17 protein-coding genes, 1 pseudogene and 1 other annotated feature are annotated in these 22400 nt (G+C 30.2%); of the genes and pseudogenes, 13 read left to right on the top strand and 5 right to left on the bottom strand.

Annotated elements, in window-relative coordinates:
- The first annotated feature begins 5 nt into the window (after positions 1-5).
- On the top strand, positions 6-707 hold the full coding sequence (locus RWQ74_RS00820) for a transposase (protein WP_314395905.1): 702 nt from the start codon (positions 6-8) through the stop codon (positions 705-707).
- Between the two features lie 10 nt (positions 708-717).
- On the opposite strand, the gene tnpA is transcribed toward RWQ74_RS00820, so the two are convergent.
- Positions 718-1182: an IS200/IS605 family transposase gene (tnpA, locus tag RWQ74_RS00815; RefSeq protein WP_314395903.1), complete on the bottom strand. Its 465-nt coding sequence runs from the start codon at positions 1180-1182 to the stop codon at positions 718-720.
- A 220-nt stretch (positions 1183-1402) separates the two neighbouring features.
- Here tnpA and RWQ74_RS00810 point away from each other — a divergent pair, with 220 nt between their 5' ends.
- The 8 genes and pseudogenes from RWQ74_RS00810 (at position 1403) to RWQ74_RS00775 (ending at position 13071) form a co-directional block, all read left to right on the top strand.
- Complete coding sequence (locus RWQ74_RS00810) at positions 1403-1570, top strand: hypothetical protein (protein ID WP_314395901.1); 168 nt, start codon at positions 1403-1405, stop codon at positions 1568-1570.
- A gap of 61 nt (positions 1571-1631) precedes the next feature.
- Positions 1632-2474, top strand: a pseudogene (locus tag RWQ74_RS00805) (IS30 family transposase); the annotation flags it as partial.
- 990 nt (positions 2475-3464) lie between these two features.
- Positions 3465-7844 carry a VWA domain-containing protein gene (locus tag RWQ74_RS00800; RefSeq protein WP_314395899.1) on the top strand — a complete coding sequence of 1460 codons (4380 nt, stop codon included), beginning with the start codon at positions 3465-3467 and terminating at the stop codon, positions 7842-7844.
- Positions 7845-8322: 478 nt separating this feature from the next.
- On the top strand, positions 8323-9135 hold the full coding sequence (locus RWQ74_RS00795) for a Cof-type HAD-IIB family hydrolase (RefSeq protein ID WP_314395897.1): 813 nt from the start codon (positions 8323-8325) through the stop codon (positions 9133-9135).
- A 16-nt stretch (positions 9136-9151) separates the two neighbouring features.
- Positions 9152-9628 carry a 23S rRNA (pseudouridine(1915)-N(3))-methyltransferase RlmH gene (rlmH, locus tag RWQ74_RS00790; RefSeq protein WP_314395895.1) on the top strand — a complete coding sequence of 159 codons (477 nt, stop codon included), beginning with the start codon at positions 9152-9154 and terminating at the stop codon, positions 9626-9628.
- Positions 9629-9737: 109 nt separating this feature from the next.
- A complete protein-coding gene (locus tag RWQ74_RS00785; RefSeq protein WP_314395893.1) occupies positions 9738-10616 on the top strand; it encodes a restriction endonuclease in 879 nt (292 codons plus the stop codon).
- Between the two features lie 15 nt (positions 10617-10631).
- Positions 10632-11423 (top strand): hypothetical protein, encoded by a 792-nt coding sequence (locus RWQ74_RS00780; RefSeq protein ID WP_314395891.1) that lies wholly within the window; start codon positions 10632-10634, stop codon positions 11421-11423.
- Positions 11424-11640: 217 nt separating this feature from the next.
- Complete coding sequence (locus tag RWQ74_RS00775) at positions 11641-13071, top strand: sodium:alanine symporter family protein (protein ID WP_314395889.1); 1431 nt, start codon at positions 11641-11643, stop codon at positions 13069-13071.
- Between the two features lie 78 nt (positions 13072-13149).
- On the opposite strand, the gene RWQ74_RS00770 is transcribed toward RWQ74_RS00775, so the two are convergent.
- Together RWQ74_RS00770 and RWQ74_RS00765 are read right to left on the bottom strand one after the other, a co-directional pair.
- Positions 13150-13464, bottom strand: coding sequence for a type II toxin-antitoxin system RelE/ParE family toxin (locus RWQ74_RS00770; RefSeq protein WP_314395887.1), 315 nt, complete (start codon positions 13462-13464; stop codon positions 13150-13152).
- Positions 13451-13723 carry a type II toxin-antitoxin system Phd/YefM family antitoxin gene (locus RWQ74_RS00765; protein WP_314395885.1) on the bottom strand — a complete coding sequence of 91 codons (273 nt, stop codon included), beginning with the start codon at positions 13721-13723 and terminating at the stop codon, positions 13451-13453. The genes RWQ74_RS00770 and RWQ74_RS00765 overlap by 14 nt, the downstream gene beginning before the upstream one ends.
- Positions 13724-13901: 178 nt before the next feature.
- Positions 13902-14121: a binding site (T-box leader), on the top strand.
- A gap of 102 nt (positions 14122-14223) precedes the next feature.
- Between RWQ74_RS00765 and RWQ74_RS00760 the strand changes: the two genes are divergently transcribed.
- Positions 14224-16866 (top strand): valine--tRNA ligase, encoded by a 2643-nt coding sequence (locus RWQ74_RS00760; protein WP_314395883.1) that lies wholly within the window; start codon positions 14224-14226, stop codon positions 16864-16866.
- Positions 16867-17112: 246 nt separating this feature from the next.
- Here the strand turns inward: RWQ74_RS00760 and RWQ74_RS00755 are convergent, their stop codons facing one another.
- Together RWQ74_RS00755 and RWQ74_RS00750 are read right to left on the bottom strand one after the other, a co-directional pair.
- A complete protein-coding gene (locus tag RWQ74_RS00755; protein ID WP_003145131.1) occupies positions 17113-17250 on the bottom strand; it encodes an LPXTG cell wall anchor domain-containing protein in 138 nt (45 codons plus the stop codon).
- 17 nt (positions 17251-17267) lie between these two features.
- Positions 17268-17867, bottom strand: a complete 600-nt coding sequence (locus tag RWQ74_RS00750) for a hypothetical protein (RefSeq protein WP_314395880.1) — start codon at positions 17865-17867, stop codon at positions 17268-17270.
- Positions 17868-18118: 251 nt separating this feature from the next.
- Here RWQ74_RS00750 and RWQ74_RS00745 point away from each other — a divergent pair, with 251 nt between their 5' ends.
- The 3 genes from RWQ74_RS00745 to ppdK all read left to right on the top strand — a co-directional run bounded on the left by RWQ74_RS00745 (position 18119) and on the right by ppdK (position 22243).
- Positions 18119-18736 carry a CBS domain-containing protein gene (locus tag RWQ74_RS00745; protein ID WP_314395878.1) on the top strand — a complete coding sequence of 206 codons (618 nt, stop codon included), beginning with the start codon at positions 18119-18121 and terminating at the stop codon, positions 18734-18736.
- 1 nt (position 18737) lies between these two features.
- Positions 18738-19541, top strand: coding sequence for a pyruvate, water dikinase regulatory protein (locus tag RWQ74_RS00740; protein ID WP_314395876.1), 804 nt, complete (start codon positions 18738-18740; stop codon positions 19539-19541).
- Between the two features lie 65 nt (positions 19542-19606).
- Positions 19607-22243, top strand: coding sequence for a pyruvate, phosphate dikinase (gene ppdK / locus RWQ74_RS00735; protein ID WP_314395874.1), 2637 nt, complete (start codon positions 19607-19609; stop codon positions 22241-22243).
- Positions 22244-22400: the final 157 nt, after the last annotated feature.

The following is a 22400-nucleotide window of genomic DNA, read 5'->3' as shown; positions in this document are numbered from 1 at the left end:
AACTGATGAATAAATACAAAAAAGACATAAAAAACTCATCAAACTGGAAATATGATGTATTTAGTGATAGTTTCGTATGCGCAAATAATAGATATGTAGATTTTGAAAAATATATAAGTAGAACTGATAAATACGGATATAAAAGAGATTTCAAACAATACAAATGTGAAGACTGTAGTGATTGTCCAATAAAACACCTATGTACAAAAGCAAAAGGTAATAGAACAATACTATATAATCCAACGTATGAAGAGTTGAAAGAGAAACAAAGATATTTACTTTTAGAAAACGAAGAAACTAAAAATATATACTCAAAAAGAAAGATAGAAATCGAAAGTTTCTTCGGTAATTTAAAACAAAACATGGCGTTCACAAGATTTTCCCTTCGAGGAATTGAAAATGTGAGGGTCGAATTTGCCCTGCACGCTATTTCCCATAATTTAATAAAATTAGCAAAACACCTGATAGAACAGGGAGGGTTAGCTGATTTTATTGGGAAATATTTTTCATTTTTTAGAATTTCCATCAAAAATTATTCAAAAAGCCAAGAAAAGAATTTTTATCAATCTTTTCTTGGTTTTTCTTTATACTTTTGGGTCAGCCCCTTTCTCTTCGGGTATAACCCTTTGTTACTAACACGCACCTCAAGGCGCTGGCTTTCACATTCGTTCAAGCCCTATTGTATTTTGACGCCCGCTACCCGTTAAACGGGATTATTTATTTTTTCTTATTTCCAAATGGATTTGTATATTCTTTGGTTGTCAGTCTATCTATTGCAATATCATGCGATTCTTGTTCTCTGATATATTTTCTTATTGTACTTTCATTTAATCCTACAGTACTTACATAATATCCTTCTGCCCAAAACTTTCTATTTCCATACTTATATTTCAAGTTTGAATGCATATCAAATATCATCAGTGAACTTTTTCCTTTCAAATATCCCATGAAACTTGCAACACTGTATTTTGGCGGTATTGATAGTAGCAAATGTATATGGTCTGGCATTATATGTCCTTCTATTATTTCCACTCCTTTGTACTTACATAACCTTTTTATTATATCTACTATATCTCGTTTGTATTGATTAAATTCTATTTTTCGTCTATACTTAGGGGTAAATACAATATGGTATTTACATAACCACTTTGTATGCGATAAACTATTATGTTTATTTGCCATAATTAAAATCATCCTTTCTTTATTTTAGAGCTTGAACTACTCTTATTTTATCAAGAAAGGATGATTTTTCAATTGTTTAACTTTTATCTCGCACCCGCATAGCGGGTGGTTTTTTGTTTCGGAGACTTCGCCTCCTCAACTGGCTAAAGCCATTAAATAAAAAACACAGTAAAAATCTGCTATAATAAATTTACCACAAAATACCAAGGAGATTTTTACTATGTCTAAAACTAATTTTACAAGAAAATACAAAGAAAGTAAACACCTAACACTCGCAATTCGAATAATTTTATCTAACTTAATTAAAGAAGCTGAGAAATGCAAGAAGAAAAAATTACCTTTCATGTCAAAACGTACTATGGCGAAAATCACCTCAAACAGTGCTTAATGAAATCAAAAGAGGTACAGTTAGAACTAAATAAAAGGTTAACAATAAAGTTAAGTACAAAGATGAATATAGTCCAATATATGGTCAATATGTATACGAAACAAATCGAATGAAAAGTCATAATAAATCTAAGTCTGAGAAGGTTAAAGAGTTTTTAGAATACGCAGAAAAACTAATTTTAGAAGATAAACTATCACCAGATGTAGTGATAGGACGAGCATTAGCTATGGGAATATTTACAAAAGAAGAAGTAGTTTGCGTAAATATGCTCTATCGTTATATAGATGAAGGTAGACTTAAAGTTAAAAATATAGATCTTAAAGAGAAAGTAAGACGAAAAAAATGTAAAACAATGCCAAAAGAGAATAAAAAGATCTTAGGTATTAGTATAGATGAAAGACCAGTACATATTGATAATCGAGAAGAATTTGGTCATTTTGAAATAGATACAGTACATGGAAAAAAAGGTGAAAGCACATGTTTACTAACCTTAACAGAAAGAAAAACAAGAAAAGAAATCATAGTATTGATAGATTTCAAAGATAGTGAATCTGTGACATATGTATTAAAGAAATTAATGAAAAAATATCCACCGGGTATTATAAAGTCTATAACAGCGGATAATGGAGCTGAATTTTCAGCATTAGGTGAATACTTCTTGAATGTAGTAGATGTGTATTTTGCACACCCATATTCAGCCTTTGAAAGAGGTGGGAATGAGAATTTTAATAAATTAATAAGACAGTTTATACCAAAAGGTACGTCTATAGATGATTATAATAGACAATACATCGAGAATATAGTAGATAGAATAAATAATACCCCTAGGAGAATACTAGGTTATCAAACAGCAAATGAAGCCTTTAATAAGGAAGTTAGAGCGATAATAAAACAATCAGCATAGGCAAAGTATAGAAAAAACTTCCACCATTAGTCAAGGGACACTTTGTTTAAACCCTTGACTAAGATGTCTGTTTTTTCTACGTGCCTATTAAGCTGATTTGTTTCAAAAAATGGGAGGGGAAATTTTTGGTTGTGCCCCTAAGATTTTTACTGAAAAATTTTCTGTCTAATTTGATATTGACATTTACCGTCTTATTTTTTATGTTAATTTTAGAAAAAACTTAATATTAGAGTGATTTAATGAGGAAAAAGAAGAGGGCTGCCCCAAAAGTCCTAAATTTTAACAAGGTTTATATGAAAATCCATAGACGCAGTGGTTTATTGATATCTAATAAACTGTGCGGGGGTGACTCGACAAAATCGATTTCTTCGAAATCGCGATTTTTTAGTCACTCCCTTTTCGCTATGAGAGAGTAGTAATATCTGATATAATGTAAAGAAGTGAAATATATAAATTGATAAGATTATAGATTTATTAAAATCTACTAAAGGAGCTTTTGTATGATAAAATTAGTTGTTACAGAAATAACAACGTAAAGTAGAATACAATTGAACGCTATAAAAGGCTTGCTATTAAGGGGATTGAATGGAATTAGTTATAGGATTAAACAGGTTGGAATATCTTGGGTATAGTATAGGATTTAAATATTCTTTATAGAAAACATAAATCGTTTAAAAGTTTAGTAATCGTTAGAAAGTATGTGAGGATAGTAAAACGCTAAGGAGTAATCCAAAGCGTTTTTTAGTATATATGTAAAATTTTATCAAAAGTAAATCAAATTTAGAAATTTAGAAGCTTGTAATTAAATTAACTTTAATTTTACTATATTATTATGATGTTTATTTATGTAAATTTTTAGCTATTATTTGAAAAAATTGTATTTATTTTGTAAAATAATAGTTATTGATAATTATTTTATTTACATAATTCACAAATGTAACATAATAATTTTTAATACAATATTAATAATATTAAAGAAAGGTAAAATTTATGAGTTATAAAAGTATTAATAAAACATTAAAATACTCTATTAGAAAGCTTGCTGTAGGAGCAACACCAGTTGTGATAGGTACTTTTTTATTGGCTGGAGGTACAACTGCTTTAGCTAGTGAAGGATCAGGAAGTAATGTAAGTATAAATTATGTAGCTGACAGTGAGTTAACTGATTATGAAAAATCTTTAGTTAAACAAGGTATACCTGAAGAATTAAAGAATGGTGAAACATACTACTTAGTTTATAAGAATGAGTCGTATTTACAAAAAAACAAGTTACCTGATACAGGAAGTACTTCACTTCCATTAAAAGGTATTGGCTTTGCTACAGCTTTATTAACTGTCGTACTTGTATCTAAGAAAAATAGAAATAAAATATTAGGTATAGTATTAATTGGAGTATTAGGTCAAAGTGTAGTTTTACCTAGTTCAACGTTTGCATTGGAGAATAAACTTTTAGCGGGTTATAATCATATAACATCTGCCAATACAAGATTTGAAGATAATCTAATATCTATTGATGGTTATAAATATGTAGGATACCTTACATCAGATGATGTATCATCGAATTCTGTAAACACACAAGAATACCATATTCAGAAAAGTATAGTTAGAACAGTAAGCACAGATAATAAATCAGATGAAGGAAGTGTAATAACAAAACCAAGAGAAAAAGATATCGAGAATAAACCCCAAGTTAAAGAAAATTTAACGGATGTTGTAAAAAATAGTGATGATAATATACCACTCCCAGTAGTTGTAGAAGAAGTACTATCAGAAACAACAAAAGAAGAAGAGATAGAAGTTAGTGATAATGAAAATAATAATAGTTCTGTAGAAAAAGATACTTCTATTGAGAAAAAACCTAACTTTAAAGCTCCTGTTGTAAATAATACATCATTAGAAAATGAAAAAGAAAAATCACAAACGAATGTAAATGCTTCTATAGATAAGAGTAATTCAGATAAGAGTAATATTAAAGAGAAAACTAATATAAAAGCTAGTAAAAGTAGTGAGGAGAATACTACTATTAAAAATAATACAGTAGAAACTCCTAAAAATATTCAAGATGCAACTAAATCTCAAAAAGATACTACAACTGATACATCAAATAAAGCTAATAGTTCTTTAACGACAGATGGTGTTAAGCCTACTAAGGTGAAAAAGAAAGTTAAAGTAGTTGAGAGAATAATAAAAGTAACAGAAACAGTTCCGTATAAGGTAGTTTATGAAGAAGATGAAAATATGGAAAATGGTACTACGAAGGTAATAAAAGAAGGAACAGTTGGAGAAAAAACAACTATTCAAAAGGTACTATTAAATAATGGTGAAGAACTGAAAAGAGAAATTACTTCAAGTACAGTTAAACAAAAAGAAGTAGACAAAGTAATTAAAGTAGGAACAAAAGGTGTAAAAAAACACAATAGTAAACCAGAAATAAATAATGGTCCGCAAAGTGCCCCAAAAACGAAACTAATACCCAAAAAAGAAACTGTTTATACAGAAATAGTAGAAAGCAAACAGAGAAAATATGTTAAAGACTATCCAAAATTGGAAGAAGCGACTAAAAATATAAAAAATAATATTGGATTACTAACTACTCAGAAAGATAAGTTATCAACAATTAATATTACTAATATTTTTGATGATTCTCTTTTTGAAGGAGAAAGAAGATTTGAAAATGTAATGATGTATTATGTTCAGGCAAATCTTAAACGTAAGAGAGAATTTGAAAATCAAGAAGAAGTTATAGATAATATAATCAGTAAAGAAGTTCCTGTGATTACTGGCGTAATGAGAATAGGAACTAGAAAACCTGGTTTTGAAACATTAAAAGGTGACGGAAAGCTAGTAAATATATCTTCTAATTTAGATGAAAAAGAAATAAAAAATATTAAGTTATCTAATAACAATAGTTATATGTTGGATAAAGAAGTTCCGGGATATTTAGGAAGTGCAGTTAATGTTAACTATGATAAAGATTTTAAAAATACCAAATTAGGATTAAAATTCGATGTTAATAGTTTGGATTCTGATAGTGTACCTACCATTTATCATTATAATAAAAAAACACAGATTTTTAAACCAATAGAAACACAGGTTATAGGTGACATGGCTTATGCCAATATTAGTGAATCTGGAGCATATACTGTAATTGATAAGAATAAGCAAGATGAAGTAAATAAATTAGCTACAGATTATGTTATTAATGATGTTGAAGACGAAAAAATAACTAGTCCCCTTAATACAAAAAATAAAGGGCGTTCAATTGTTTTTGCAATAGACAGCTCTGGAAGTATGGTTTGGAATGATAAAGGAAATTTACGTTTAAGTTTAACAAAAAAACTTCTTGCTCAGCTAGATAAAAATCATGATAGAGTATCGATTCTAGATTTTGATGATACTATTAATATAAAAAAATCATTGACAAATAATATAGATGATGCTTTACTCAATGTTGATAAAATTGATTCAAGTGGAGGAACAGATATTTACAATGCTATTAAAGAAAGTATAGAACTACTGAAAAGTGAATCAAATAATAAAAAATATATATTTTTATTGACTGATGGTGATGATTATAGTTCTTATGATGAAGTTATAAGTGAGGCTATTAAAAATAACATCAATATTTTTACAATAGGTTTAGGAAAAATAAATCAAAATAAATTAGCAAAATTAGCAAATGATACTGGTGGGAAGTTTTATTTTGCTAAAAAATCAGAAGAACTACCTGAAATCTTTGATCAATTTGATAATGATATAAAGCAAAAGGAATTAGATGTAAATAAAGATAGAATTTCTCCTTACTATACAAGAGAAATTTTAAAAGGAAAGTTACATCTCTCAACTGGAAAAGAATCACCGTATTTTAAAACACAAATAGCAGCAGCTAGAGAAAAGATATTAAAAGAATATAATATACAAAGTGCTAATATAGAAGAAATTAATAAAAAAATAGATAATTTAAATGATGAATATATAGAAAGTCTATTTGCCAAAGATTATGATAATGACAACCTAGTTAATGGTAATGAAGTAAGACCGGAAAAACATTTAGATGGAAAAGCATTTTTATATGTACTTAGTGATCCTGAAAAAGCAGATACAGATGGTGATGGAATTACAGATGATAAAGATGGGTATATAGATCTTGAGTTAAAATCAAATGTAGCTATAGAAGATGTAGCTTCTAACACACTAGATACTGATGGAGATGGATATGATGATGCATTTGAAGTAAATAGTGGGAAAATTGATTCTTTTGGAGAAAAATATTCACGAGATAAATGGAATGTTGGGGAAAGAGATCTATTATTGCTATCAGAAATTGTATACTATGATTTTAAAAATGATAAACATAGAAATAAATCATTATTGGAAATTTATAACTCTGAAAAGAATGATGATAAAGGGGAGGTATTTGGTAGTAAAAATTTATATTCTTTAGATTTAAAATCAGGAAAAGACATAGAATTCTTTAAAAAATGGAAATTTATGGAGAGATTTACAGATGATTATGAGAAAGAAGTAATTATAGAAAATGAAAGAGATGATAATAGTAGTATGATATCTGGAAGAAAAATTAAGGAAAAGTTATATTATTCGGATGTTATGCTGTTTGAAGATGAAGCTAGTAAAAACTTAATAATAGCTTTTAGAGGAACTGATGAAGGTGTAGATGAATTAATTAAAGATATTAAAATTTTATTTAATAAATCTAAAGTGCCAAGTATTGTAGAAGAACAGATGAAAAAAATTAAATCTATAATAAGTAATAAAAATTATGAAAATATATATGTGACAGGTCATTCTCTAGGAGGATATGAATCATATTACGGTTTTCTTGAAGCTAGTAAATCTTTTAGTGAATTAGTTAAAGGGGTTGTGAATTTTAACGGCCCAGGATTAAGTGACTATGTTAAATATGAAGAATTGAAAAAGAAATATGATGCTAATACTGCTTCTATAAAAGCTTATGAAACAGATACAAATGTTGGATTTAATATTTTGGATTACACTAGTAAAGTTAGGGTGTTACATAGAGTAGTTTATGACAATACAAATAAATTAATAGTACACGGATTTGGAAATTTAAAACACCCTAAAGTAATTGAAAAGGGATTGGCTTATTTGAAGGATACTAGCCCTTTAACACTAGATAAACTAAATCCAATTTATCCCCATAAGTTAACATCATTTTACGCACATCTGAGTCAGGGGAATAGAGATACACAGGATAAATTTAATATTATTGAAAAAAATATTATTAATAAAACAATTGACTATATAAGTGACCATGCTAAAAAAATGATAAAAGGAGCAAGTGGATTTATTTCCAAAGGCTTTGAAAAACTTAAATCACTTTGGAAATAATTTAAGATAGGTTAAAGTACGGTAAAAAATATATTCTTAATGGTTGGTTCATAGGTAGGTTTAATTTTAGAAAGATTTATGCTGTAATGTATATTAAACCTAAGATACTCTTTGATTTGATATATGTGAGAAAGCTAGAATTAAATTTAATATAATGTCACATAAGGCTGTTAACAAATGCAAAAAATGCATGAGTGAACAGCCTGTTTTAATGTTTTTTTGTCAAGTCCGGGATGTGGAGAAAAAGAGGGGATTTAATTTGGACAGCATTTTGTTGTTTTAAAATATTTTTATTAAGTTTATTTATGTGTAGAAGTAAATAATCTGAACATAATTAAAAAGTGTAATATGAATAAAGTGATATGATCTTCCCTTTTTCACTATGAGAGAGTAGTGATATCTGATATAATGTAAAGAAGTGAAATATATAAATTGATAAGATTATAGATTTTTTGAAATCTACTAAAGGAGCTTTTGTATGATAAAATTAGTTGTTACAGATATTGATGATACATTATTAAATAGTGATCGTGAGATTTCTAAGAAAAATAGAGAAGTAATTGAAGAGTGTAAGAAACAAGATATTAAAGTTATTTTAGCATCAGGTAGACCTGATTTTGGAATGATGAGTATAGTAGAAGATTTACAACTGGATAGTTATGATAACTACTTACTTTCATTTAATGGGGCTAGAATTGCTAATCTTAAAACGAATGAAGTGATCTATGAGAAGTTTTTATCTCCTGAGAGAATTAAGTTCTTAATAGATGTTGCTTTAGAGAATGATTGTGATATTCTTACTTACCAAGGTGGGAAAGTTCTTACGAATCGTGATAATGAATATGCACGAATTGAGTCTGGTTTAGTAAGTGCGGAATTAGTAATTAGTAAAAATATGAAAGATGATATTAAGGAAGGTGCAGCTAAGGTAATAATTCTTAAACATCCTGATGAAGCTGTTACAGTGAAAGATAAACTTGCGCTTGAATTAGGTGATGAGTATGAGGTTGCTATGTCTAAACCGTTCTTTATCGAGATTAACGATAAGGGTATTTCTAAAGGAGTATCATTAGATTCATTATGTAAAAAACTTGGTTTAACAAATGAAAATGTAATGGCATTAGGTGATGGACTTAATGATTTAAGCATGATTGAGTTTGCTGGTATGGGAGTTGCAGTTGATAATGCTAATCCTACTTTAAAAGAAGCGGCGAATTTTATTTCTAAGTCAAATGATGAAGATGGTTTCGCTTATGCTATTGAGAAATTTGTTCTTGGTAAAGATGTGTAGATAGAAAGAGGTTCTGATGAAAGTAACTTTGATTTGTGTAGGTAAAGTTAAGGAAAAATTTTATAGAGATGCTATAAAAGAATATGAAAAACGTCTTGGAGCATATATTAAGTTAAATACTATTGAAATTTCTGATGAAAAAGTAAAGGTAGAAAATGATTCAGAAATAGCTCTTGCGATGGAAAAAGAAGGGAATAACATATTATCAAAAATTAAAGACCATCAATATGTTATTACTTTGGAAATTTTAGGTAAGAATTTATCAAGTGAAGAATTTGCATCAAAAATTGATAATTTAATGCTTACAGGTAAGAGTGATGTAGCATTGGTAATCGGTGGGAGTTATGGTCTTTCTGATAGTGTGAAAAAACGTAGTGATTTTGCATTATCGTTTAGTAGAATGACGTTTCCACACCAGATGATGCGTGTTGTTTTACTTGAACAAGTGTATAGAGCTTACCGTATAATAACAGGCGCAAGTTATCATAAATAATTGTAAAGGATGAGGTTGTATTTTCAGACAATTTCATTCTTTTTTTTGCTATTAATTTATAAGGATTTTTAGTATAATAAAGGTGAAGGAAATAAAGGAGGGAGAATTTGTGAATATATTTAAAATGACAACTAGTCAGAAAGATAATGTTATTTCTAAAGAAATAATTATTGCACTTAGAAAGAAAGGGGGAAGTGATACAAAAAGAGCGATAGTAGAGTATTTTAGAAAGAATTCTGAAGTTATAACTGAAGAATATATTGATTTTCGTCGTATATCAGAAAAGAGTAATAATGAGTATTCACCTTTTGAGTTTTTTATTAATTTTAGTTTGAATTATTTAGAAAGAGCGGAATTTTTAAAGAAAGAAAATAAAATATACACTCTTACAGATAAAGGACGAGAGGCTAACCTTGAAGTTTTAAACTTTTCTGCTATTTACAAAAAGATTAATAAAGAAATTAAACAGAAAAAAGAAGTCGTTGATATTGAAGAGGTAATTACGTTCGATGAGAAAGAAATTGTAGAAGATCAATGGCGAGACGAGCTAATTGAGAAATTAAAAAAATTCAGTCCAGCAAAATTTGAGATGTTCGCAAGAAAACTTGTTTCTATGATGAATGTTGAAATGGATGAAAAGATAGGTATTCAAGTATCTAATGATGGTGGATTAGATGGGTTTGGATATATAACAAGTGATGATTTTCGAACTGCTAGAGTTGCTATTCAGGCTAAAAGATGGGAAGGGAATGTGCCTTCTCCAGAAATAGATAAGTTTAGAGGGGCAATGGATAAATATAATGCTGAATTTGGTATATTTATCACAACATCAAGATTCTCAAAAGCTGCTATAGAAGCGTCTCGCCAGGGGACTAGAACAATAACTTTAATTGATGGTGATGTCATTGCTGATTTAGTAGCTAAATATGAATTATATGTTAAACCCGTAACAACTTATGTGTTAGACGAATTTTATGATGTAGAATAAGAGGAGGAATTATTTATGGTTAATAATATTGATGAGCATATGATAAATCAAATAGGGGTTATAGTTTTAATTGTGTCGTTTATTGTATTACTTTTTGGATATATTATTACAGCTATATTTTCAAAAATTATGTTTGATATACTTGGGGTTAGTCCAGGACTTGCTTTTATACCATTTTATAATACTTATAGAATTTATAAAGAATATAAAGGACGTGTTTGGAAGAGAAATTGGGGAGTTGCCTATATAATAACTTTCGCGATTCCTATGGCAGTCATAGGAGGATTCGTATTGGCATTAATTAACTTACCAATTACAGGTGATAAATTTTTTGAAAATTTTGCAACGACACTGATTTTAGGTCTTGCTGTGTTAATAATTGGTGGATTAATAATCTCAGTGTTTAATTTTATTCTGTTATTTATTACGTATTTACCAATATTTGATACGAAAGATAGAAGAATAGTATTGTATATCCAAGCTGGATTAACAGTTTTATCTATGTTTAGTACATTTATTTTCCAGGGGAACACTACCTTAGCGAATATTTTTTCAGTAGGTCAGTTAATATTCTCTATTGTCTTTATGGTTGTCTATTTTGTTGCTGCGACAGACATTAGAGCTAGAATTAGAAGTGGAGAATATGTACTTCAGGAGAAGTTAGATTATAGGACTTTAAATAGTTATGAAATAAATGCTATTTTAAAAGCTCGAGGTAGAAGATTAGTAGTTCCTAATATGAATAATGGATTCAGTGATTATTCAATGAATCATAATGAAGAAATAAATAGAATTGAATATGTATAAACTAGGGAATCTAGGTGATTTAGATATGATGTTTAAATCATCTAGATTTTTTATGTGAGATTTTAAAATTTCTCGGTGTATTTTTTGTAAATATGAGAAGAATTGTTTATTACCTATTAGAGTGTGTTAGATTTTCTAACGTATATTCCTAAGTATGATATTTTTAAAGTATAATAATAGACGTAATAAAATAAATTAAATGAGGAGTTGACTCTTAATGGATAAATTTTTAGAATTATTAACTACCGTTAACGACTTTATGTGGACTTATTTCCTAATTGGGTTAGTAATGGTGTCTGGTATTTATTTTACATTTAGTACGAAGTTTGTTCAATTTACTTATATTAAAGAAATGTTCAGACTTATTACTGAAAAGCCTAAAGTAGGTGAAGATGGTGAACAAAAAGGGGTTTCGGCTTTCCAAGCCTTCACAATCTCAGCTGCATCACGAGTAGGTACTGGGACAATTGCAGGGGTTGCTATTGCGATTGCAATGGGTGGACCTGGATCAGTATTTTGGATGTGGGTAATGGCATTATTTGGAGGAGCTTCATCATTTGCAGAATCAACATTAGCCCAAGTGTATAAAGTTCGTGATAAAAAAGGTGTTTATCGCGGTGGACCTGCTTACTATATGGAAAAAGGTCTTGGGCAAAAATGGATGGGTGTACTGTTCGCTATTGTTATTTCAGTAACTTATGGTATAGCATTTAACTCGGTTCAAACTAATACTATTGCACAGGCTTTACAAGTTTATAATGTAAATACTCATATCGCAGGGATTGCTTTATTAATTCTTACAATTTTCGTAATCTTTGGTGGTGTAACAAAAGTTGTTAAAATTACTCAATGGTTAGTACCAGTAATGGCAGTGGCGTATTTATTTATCGTATTAGTTATTATGGTTATTAATATTGATAAACTACCTGGCGTTCTTGTTCAAATCGTTAGATCAGCATTTGGTCTTGAACAAGTAGGTGGTGGAGTGATCGGTATGGGGACATCAATTCTTTTAGGGATTAAACGTGGTATGTTCACTAACGAAGCGGGTTTAGGATCAACTCCTAATGCAGCGGCAACAGCTGATAGTACTCACCCAGCTAAACAAGGATTTATCCAAACTCTAGGAGTTTACTTCGATACATGTTTAGTATGTACAGCAACAGCATTCTTAATCTTACTATATCCTGGTGTTGAATATGGTGCTGATAAGTTACAAGGGATTCAACTTACACAAGCTGCCTTAACTTCACAAGTAGGAAGCATTGGAACAATTTTCTTAATCGTAGCTATTTTCTTATTCGGATATAGTTCTGTAATTGGTAATTACTACTACGGAGAAACAAACATCCAATACTTACTTCCTAAAAAATGGGCTGTGAATGTTTATCGTGTTATCGTATGTATCTTCGTATATGTAGGAAGTATCATGGACTTAAACTTAGTTTGGGGACTTGCCGATGTAACAATGGGTATCATGAGTTTACTGAACTTAATCGCGATTATCGGTCTTTCTGGTGTAGTTTATGTAGTATTAAAAGACTATGTAAAACAACATAAACAAGGAAAAGATCCAGAGTTCTATTTAGATAATTTACCAATTAAAATAGATAACGCCACAGCATGGAAAAATAGAAAAGAAGATTAATATTTAAAAAAGTACTTCGATGATAGAATTAGATTTCTAGTCATTGAAGTACTTTTTTGTATTTATATGAAATGTTTTTTATAGTATATCAATCCATTTTTGTCTTGCATGAAGAATTCGGTGAATCAGTACAGTTTTATTTTCTTTGTTCACTTTATAGAAAATAATGTAATTCCTAACAAGGCATTTTCTAAATTCTTTACGGCGTAGATAGGCATCATCAACTAATCCATAGCGGAGAGGTATGGTAGATAGAGTAGAAACAGTAGATTCTATCTCGTCAAGTAAGGCAGATGCAGTAAGTGGTGCATCTAAATTGTGATAAATATAATGGATTATATCTTTTAGATCTTTGTGATAGGTTTCAGAAACAAGTATTTTATAATGTTCCATTTTCTAGTTCCCCTCTCAAACTTTTCATGGAATCATCAAAAGTAAGGGTACGACCGTTTGTAAAATCAGATTCACTTTGTTCTAAAAGTTGATATAGTTCGTATCTTCCCATGAATTTATTGAATAAATCAATACTCATAACAGCAAGATCTCCACGACCATTTTTGGTAATAAAGATTGGTTCACCTGTCTCATGACAAAACGAAGAGATTTCATTGTAATTATTACGTAAATCTGTACTTGATTTAATGTTTGGCATATTAGCACCTCCTCTAATCTAAAGATATTATACTATTATTTCTTTAGGATGTCAAAAATATAAAAAGTAGGTGACGTAGAAATTAATAGATTCATACCCACTATACTAATAAAGTTTTTATTTCACTTGCATTATAAAAAAAAGTGTGTTATTATATTAAACATATTTTAATTATAAAATATATGCGATGAGCCGATAAGTAGAAGTTCTTGCGTACCGTAGGATACAGAAAAGAAATCAGTGGTTGAGAGATTTCTCCTAGGCAGGACTTTGAAGTAGACGGTGAGCATTTAGAGTGAAAGTAAGTAGCTTTAAACGTGGTTAGAGCGTTAATCTTATTAAGTGCTAATTTGTATAATTAGAATAAAGGTGGTACCACGGAAACTTTCGTCCTTATGTAAGGATGGAGGTTATTTTTTTTACCTAGAAAAAATATCATCAATATAACTAGTAAAAGTAAAAATAATTAATAATAAAATAAAAATTTAGGAGGAACAGTCATGACTGAAATGTCTACAAAATATAATCCGACCGAAGTAGAAAATAATCGCTACAACTGGTGGTTGGAAAAAGAAGTTTTTAAAGCTGATAATAAAAGTAAAAAGAATCCATACACAATCGTAATTCCACCACCAAACGTAACTGGTAAATTACACATTGGGCATGCTTGGGATACAACTTTACAAGATATGTTAACACGTTACAAACGTCTTAAAGGATTTGACGTACTTTATCTTCCAGGAATGGACCACGCTGGTATTTCTACACAAGCTAAAGTAGAAGCTAAAATGCGTGAAGAAGGATTAAGTCGTTATGACTTAGGTCGTGAAAAATTCTTAGAGCGTGCATGGGAATGGAAAGAAGAATATGCTGGATATATTCGTGCACAATGGGCTAAACTTGGATTAGGTTTAGACTATTCAAGAGAAAGATTTACATTAGATGAAGGATTAAACAAAGCAGTAACTAAAATTTTCGTAGATCATTATAACAATGGTACAATCTATCGTGGTGAGAAAATTATCAACTGGGATCCAGTTCAAAGAACTGCATTATCTAACATCGAAGTAATTCACAAAGATGTAGAAGGTGCATTCTATCACCTTAAGTATTTCTTAGCTGATGGAAGTGGAGACTATCTAGAAGTAGCAACTACTCGTCCTGAAACTCTATTCGGAGATACTGCGGTTGCTGTTCATCCTGAAGATGAAAGATATCAAAAATATATTGGTAAAACAGTTCTTTTACCAGTAACAAACAAAGAGATTCCTGTTATTGCAGATGAATATGTAGAAAAAGATTTCGGAAGTGGGGTAGTTAAAATTACTCCTGCTCATGATCCAAATGACTTTGAAGTAGGTGAACGTCATAACTTAGAACGTATTATCGTTATGGATGAAGGTGCTGTTATGAATGAACACGCTGATAAGTATAACGGTATGGATCGTTTTGAATGTCGTAAAGCTCTTATTGCTGATTTACAAGAAAGTGGAGTATGTTTCAAGATTGAAAAACACCTTCACTCAGTAGGACACTCTGAGCGTAGTGGTGCTGTTGTTGAACCATACCTTTCTAAACAATGGTTTGTTGACATGAAGCCTCTTGCTGATAAAGTTTTAGAAAATCAAAAAGATGCAGATAGAAAAGTTAACTTCTATCCACCTCGTTTTGAAAATACTTTAAATACTTGGATGGAAAATATCCAAGACTGGTGTATTTCTCGTCAATTATGGTGGGGACACCGTATTCCAGCATGGTATCACAAAGAAACTGGTGAAGTTTATGTTGATGTAAATCCACCAAAAGATATTGAAAACTATGTTCAAGATGAAGACGTTCTTGATACTTGGTACTCTTCAGCATTATTCCCATTCTCTACATTAGGATGGCCAGATTTAGAAAGCGAAGATTTCAAACGTTACTATCCAAATAGCTGTCTAGTTACTGGATATGACATCATCTTCTTCTGGGTTGCTCGTATGGTATTCCAAGGATTAGAATTTACAGGAACTCGTCCATTTGAAGATTGTTTAATCCACGGTTTAGTACGTGATGAACAAGGTCGTAAGATGAGTAAATCACTTGGTAATGGTGTAGATCCGATGGAAGTAATCGAACAATACGGAGCTGATAGCTTACGTTACTTCTTAGCTACTAACTCAACACCAGGTCAAGACTTACGTTATTCAACTGAGAAAATTGAAGCAAGCTGGAACTATATCAATAAAATTTGGAATGCTTCTCGTTTCGTAATTATGAACCTTGAAGGTTTTGAATATAGTGATATTGATTTAACTGGAGAAAAAACATTAGCTGATAAATATATCTTAACAAAACTTGCTAAAACTATTGAAGACTTCGAAAGATTATTTGAAAAATATGAGTTTGGTGAAGCAAGCCGTATTCTTTACAACTTCGTATGGGAAGAATTCTGTTCATGGTATATTGAAATTGCTAAGATTTCATTAAATGGTGAAGATGAAGCTGCTAAGAAAACTACTAAATCTATTTTAGTATATGTACTTGATGCTTCTCTAAAAATGTTACATCCGTTTATGCCATTCGTAACTGAAGAAATCTGGCAACATATTCCTCACACAGGAGATAGTATTGTAACTAGTGAATTTGCTAAAGTTGATGCAAGTCTAGTATTTGAAAAAGAAACTGAAGATATGCAATTCATCCAAGATGTAATTACAGCAGTACGTAATATTCGTAGTGAAGTAAATGCTCCTATGTCTCGTGAGATTCCTATTAAAATTAAATACTCACAAGATAACGTAAAAGAAGTACTATTAAGCGGTAGTGCGTATTTAGAAAAATTTGCTCGTCCTAGCGAACTTATTATCGAACGCGAAGTAGAAGCAAGCGAAACTGACATTAGCCGTATCTTACCAGGTGCTGAAATCTATGTTTCATTAAGTGATTTAATCGATGTAGATAAAGAAAAAGAACGTCTAGGAAAAGAATTAGAAAAATTACAACAAGAATTAGATAGAGTAAATAAAAAACTTTCTAATGAAAAATTTGTCGGTTCTGCTCCAGAGGCGGTTGTAGCTAAAGAAAAAGAAAAACAAGCAACTTATCAAGAACAATATGATAGTGTTAAAGAGAGAATAGCTGCATTAGATAATTTAAAATAGTATAAAAGAAGAAGACAGTGATTTGAAAATCGATATGATTTTCGAATCACTATCTTAATTTATGTAAAAAGAGAGCGACTCAAAAGACCTAAATTTTAACAAAGTGTATATGAGAATTCATAGACGCAGTGGTTTATTGATATCTAAATTCGCTTTATGAAAGCTTTTTAGATATCTAATAAACTGTGTGGGGATGACTCTCAAAAATCGATTTCTATGAAATCACGATTTTTGAGTCACTCCCTTTTAATCATCTTTATTATTCTTTTTTCTCCAGATTAGGAAGAAAATTACGGCGATTATTATGATTATACCAATGTATGCACCATAATTTTTAACTGCTTCGCCTGTATTAGGAAGAGTATTTAGTGATAGTAGATTCATCTTAAATCCTAGTTATATTATTTTTCTTCTTTTTGTTCAGGAGTGTTATTTAGTACTTCTTCTTCAACTCGTTCTTTAACAGATTCCAAAGTTTCAGATGATTTATTAGCAAAATCTTCAACTTTTTCTTGAACGTGTGATTCATCTACGTCTTTTTTGATGTTGGCAACTTGATCTTTAATTTTTTCAAAAGATTCTTTTGCTTTTTCTGCATAAGATTCAATAGAAGGTTTAAGATCTTCAACGATTTTTTTTGCATCACCTAGATTTTCTTTAACCTCTGCAGTGTATTCTTTTACGTTAGATACATGTCCTTTAATGTCTGCTACGTTAGTAGATAATTCTTTACCATAATCAACAGCATCATTGTATTTATTTTCTAAAGCGTCTTTAGCTTTTTTAAGATTTTTTATTAAGTCGTTGTAAAGATAGATTGCCGCTTCTTCAACACCATTTTTCTTAGTGTAGCGAATCATGCAACGTGTGTAACCATAGTAATCTTTAGATTTTTTCTTAACGTACTCAGTGTGTTCTTCAACTTTATTTGGATTTTTTGAATAATAGTTAGCAACGGCTATTCCTGTACCGATTGCAAATAGTTTTGATAATTTTGACATACAATTTTTCCCCTCAATTTATTATTAGATTAATTATAACACATAAATATTTAAATTTAAATAAATATAGACACCGGGTAACTCTATTTTAATAATTTGTTAATAAATAGAATTAATCTCACGTATAATGGATGTTTTATTAGAAAAATATATTACATAACTCGCAAATATTACACATTAATTAATAGTAATGGTTGAATTAATGTGTAATATATTGTATAATTAAAAATATAGTACAAGAAGGAGGAAAAATGAAACTTACAGAGAGACATAAAGCTATAATTGAAATAGTAAAGAATTTTGAACCTATTACAAGTGATGAAATAGCAGAAAAATTATCATTAGGAAAATCTACTCTAAGAAATGACTTAGCAGTCTTAGGAATGCTTGAGATTTTGGAAGCAAAGCCAAATGTTGGATATTATTATAATTATAACTTTTCACCAGGAGAACAACGTGAAGAAATAAAGAATAAATTGGTAAAAGATGTTATGGGGATAGCGATTACTGCTAAAAGTACAGCGAATTTCTCGGATGTATTATCGAAATTATTTATCTATGATGTAGGAACTATTTTTATAGTTGATGAAAATAATCATCTTGTGGGTGTTACGTCTAGAAAAGATATGCTGAAATTATCAAGAAATGCTGATGGGCAAAATCTCCCTATAGTACTTGCAATGACTCGCGTGCCGAATGTAATTTTTATATACGAAGATGATTTGGTAAGTGATGCACTAAGAAAGTTAATTTTACATGAAATAGATTGCTTACCTGTCGTAAGAGAGGAGAATGGTGGGAAGGTAATTGTTGGAAAAATATCGAAAACTACATTAATTAAGTTATTATTGGAGATATTGGAGGGGTAATATGTTAACTGTACATATAATTTCAGATTCTATAGGGAATACTGCAAAGGATGTGGTTGATGCAGCGCTTGTGCAGTTTTCTTATGAGAATAAGAAGTATAAAGTACTTAAAAACTCAAATGTTTGTACAAAAGAAAAAATAGATTGTATTATATCCAATATAAATGAGGGAGATGTAATTGTACAAACATTAGTTGATGATGCTTTAGCAAGCTATGTAAAAGAAAAAGGGTTAGAAAAAAATATAAAAGTTATAGATCTATTAAATGAAATGCTTAGTACTTTTGAAGAAAAATTAGGAGTAAAAGCTGAAGGTAATCCTGGTTTAAATAGGAAGATGGGGGAAGAGTACTTTAAAAGAATTGATGCATTGGAGTTTGCTGTAAAGTATGATGACGGTAAAGATATCAATGGTCTTAAAGAGGCTGATATTATTATTCTAGGGGTATCAAGAACTTCTAAAACTCCTTTAAGTTTGTACTTAGCAAATAGAAATATTAAGGTTATGAATGTTCCTATTGTACAAGGATTAATACTACCAGAGCAACTATATGAAGTAAAAAGAAAAATTATTGGTTTAACAAATTCAGTAGAACAACTTAATAAGTTGAGGGGAGAAAGATTAAAAACTTTAGGAGTAGCCGGGGAAACGGATTATACAGATGAGGCGCAAATATTTGAAGAGTTAGAATATGCATTAGAAATTATGGAAAGATTAGGATGTCCAATAATAGATGTTCAGAATAAAGCTGTAGAGGAGACTGCTGAATTAATTATTGGGATAATGAGAGAAAGAAGTTTATAGGTTTAAACAAAATAATATAAAACGAAATTTTATAGAGTTATAAAATTTTATAGGGGGATTTTAAAATGTCAAAAAAATATGTTTATAATTTCAGTGAAGGAAATAAAGATATGAAATCTTTATTAGGTGGAAAAGGAGCAAACCTTGCGGAAATGAGAGGTTTAGGAATAAGTGTTCCACCTGGTTTCACTATTACTACAGAAAGTTGTAATAGTTATTATGAAAATGGGGAGAGAATTAAACCTGAAATACTAAAACAAATAAATGAACAACTTGAGATTTTAGAAAAAAACAGTGGAAAAAAATTAGGAAGTATAGATAATCCTTTATTAGTGTCTGTTCGTAGTGATGCAGTATTTTCTATGCCAGGTATGATGGATACAATTTTAAATCTTGGATTAAACGATGAAACAACTATCGCATTGGCTAAGAAGAATAATAATTATCGTTTTGCTTATGATAGTTATAGAAGATTTATTCAAATGTTCTCAGATGTCGTTATGGATGTTGAGAAGTATAAGTTTGAGGAAGTTTTAACTAGAGTTAAAAATACTAATGGCTACGAGCAAGATAGTGAATTAAATGAGAAAGATTTATTCAATATTGTAGAAGAGTTTAAGGAAATTTATAAAAAAGAAGTAGGTCGAGAGTTTCCTATGAGTGTAAAAGAGCAGCTTATGCTGGCTATTGAAGCTGTTTTTAAATCATGGAATAATAATCGTGCTAAAGTTTATAGAAGATTGCACAATATTAGTGATAAACTTGGTACTGCTGTAAATATTCAAGCTATGGTGTTTGGTAATATGGGAGATAATTGTGGTACTGGAGTTTCATTTAGTAGAAATCCTGTAACTGGAGAGGATGAACTTTTCGGTGAATATCTAATTAATGCACAAGGGGAAGATGTTGTAGCAGGTATAAGAACACCTAAAAATATTAGTATCTTAAAAGATGATATGCCACATTTATATAAAGAATTTGTTGGAATTTCTAAAAAATTAGAACAACACTATAAAGATATGCAAGATATCGAGTTTACTATTGAAGATGGAAAATTATATATTCTTCAAACAAGAAACGCCAAAAGAACACCGAATGCAGTAGTTGAAGTTGCGGTATCACTAGCAGAAAAAGGTGTAATTTCTAAAGAAGAGGCGATTCTAAGAGTAGGAACAGAGGAAATTAATAAACTTCTTCATGCTGCATTTGAGGAAAAATCATTAAAAGAAGCCAAACAATTAACTCAAGGCTTAGCAGCATCGCCTGGAGCAGCGGTTGGGGGTATTTATTTCACAGCACAGGAAGCTGTAGAAGCGGCAAAAACAAAATCTGTCATTTTAGTAAGGGAAGAAACTTCTCCAGAAGATATTGAAGGTATGATTAGCTCGGAGGCTATTGTAACTTTACGTGGAGGTATGACGTCACATGCTGCTGTAGTAGCAAGAGGAATGGGTAAATGTTGTGTCTGCGGCTGCCAAAACATGATTATAAATTATGCTGAAAAAACGCTAAAAATTGCTGGAGTAACATTGTATGAAGGTGATATAATCTCAGTTGATGGAAGTAGTGGTAAAGTGTATCTTGGTGAAGTAGATAAAGTTGATGCTAGATTTAGTGTCAGATTCAATAAACTTTTAGGATGGGCTGATGGAATTAGAGAACTTAAAGTACTAGCAAATGCAGATAATGAAACTGACGCTAAAGTTGCTTTTGAGTTTGGAGCTGAAGGAATAGGATTATGTAGAACAGAGCATATGTTCTTTGAAGAAGATAGAATTAGTCTGGTTAGAAAAATGATTTTAGCAAGCGACACTAATGAAAGAATTAGATTTTTAGACAGATTACAACCTATTCAAAGTGAAGATTTCTACAAGATTTTTAAAGAAGCTCAAGGTAAATCTGTAAATATAAGATTATTAGATCCACCGCTTCATGAATTCTTACCAAAAGATGAAAATACGGTTAAACTTATTGCCGAGGAAATAGGTGTAAGTGTTAATCAATTAGAAACGAAAATAGCTAGTATTGCAGAATTCAATCCTATGATGGGACATCGCGGTTGTCGACTAGGTATTACATATCCAGAAATTTACTTAATGCAGGCGAAAGCTATTAGTTCAGCAGCTATTAGAGCTCGTAAAGAAGGTATTGATGTAAATGTTGAAATTATGATTCCTTTAGTAGGATTAGAAAAAGAGCTTGCAGTGTTACATGAACAAATCGTTGAACTTGTGGAAAAGGAAATTCAATTGTATAACGCAGATTTCAAATACAAAGTAGGAACGATGATTGAAATTCCGCGAGCTTGTCTGATTGCTGATAAGATTGCAGAACATGCAGATTTCTTCAGTTTCGGTACTAATGACTTAACTCAATTAACATTCGGTTACTCTAGAGATGATGCTGAAAAATTCATTGATATTTATAAGAAAAAAAATATATTAGAATCAGATCCATTTGTTCATCTTGATGATAGCGGAGTACTAGAACTTATGAAACTTGCAGTTGAAAAAGCAAAAACTACGAAACCGGGTATTAAGTTTGGAATTTGTGGAGAACATGGTGGAGATGAAAAATCGATATTATTATGTTCTAAAATAGGATTAGGATATGTATCATGTTCACCATATAGGGTAATTATTGCCAGAATTGCGGCAGCAAAAGCAGCTATAAAAAATGTTGAAGCAGCAACAAATAAATAGATTTTTCGATAACGGGAGGCTGATCCAAAAGTCCTAAATTTTAATAAAGTGTATATGATTCCTCATAGATGCAGTGGTTTATTGATATCTAAATTTGCTTTATAAAAGCTTTTTAGATATATAATAAAGGGGTGACTCAACAAAATCTTATTTCATA

This window comes from uncultured Gemella sp. (genome assembly GCF_963525165.1).
Classification (GTDB): domain Bacteria; phylum Bacillota; class Bacilli; order Staphylococcales; family Gemellaceae; genus Gemella.
Note: the sequence above shows the minus strand (reverse complement) of the source record. Positions and strands in the feature narration are given on the sequence as shown.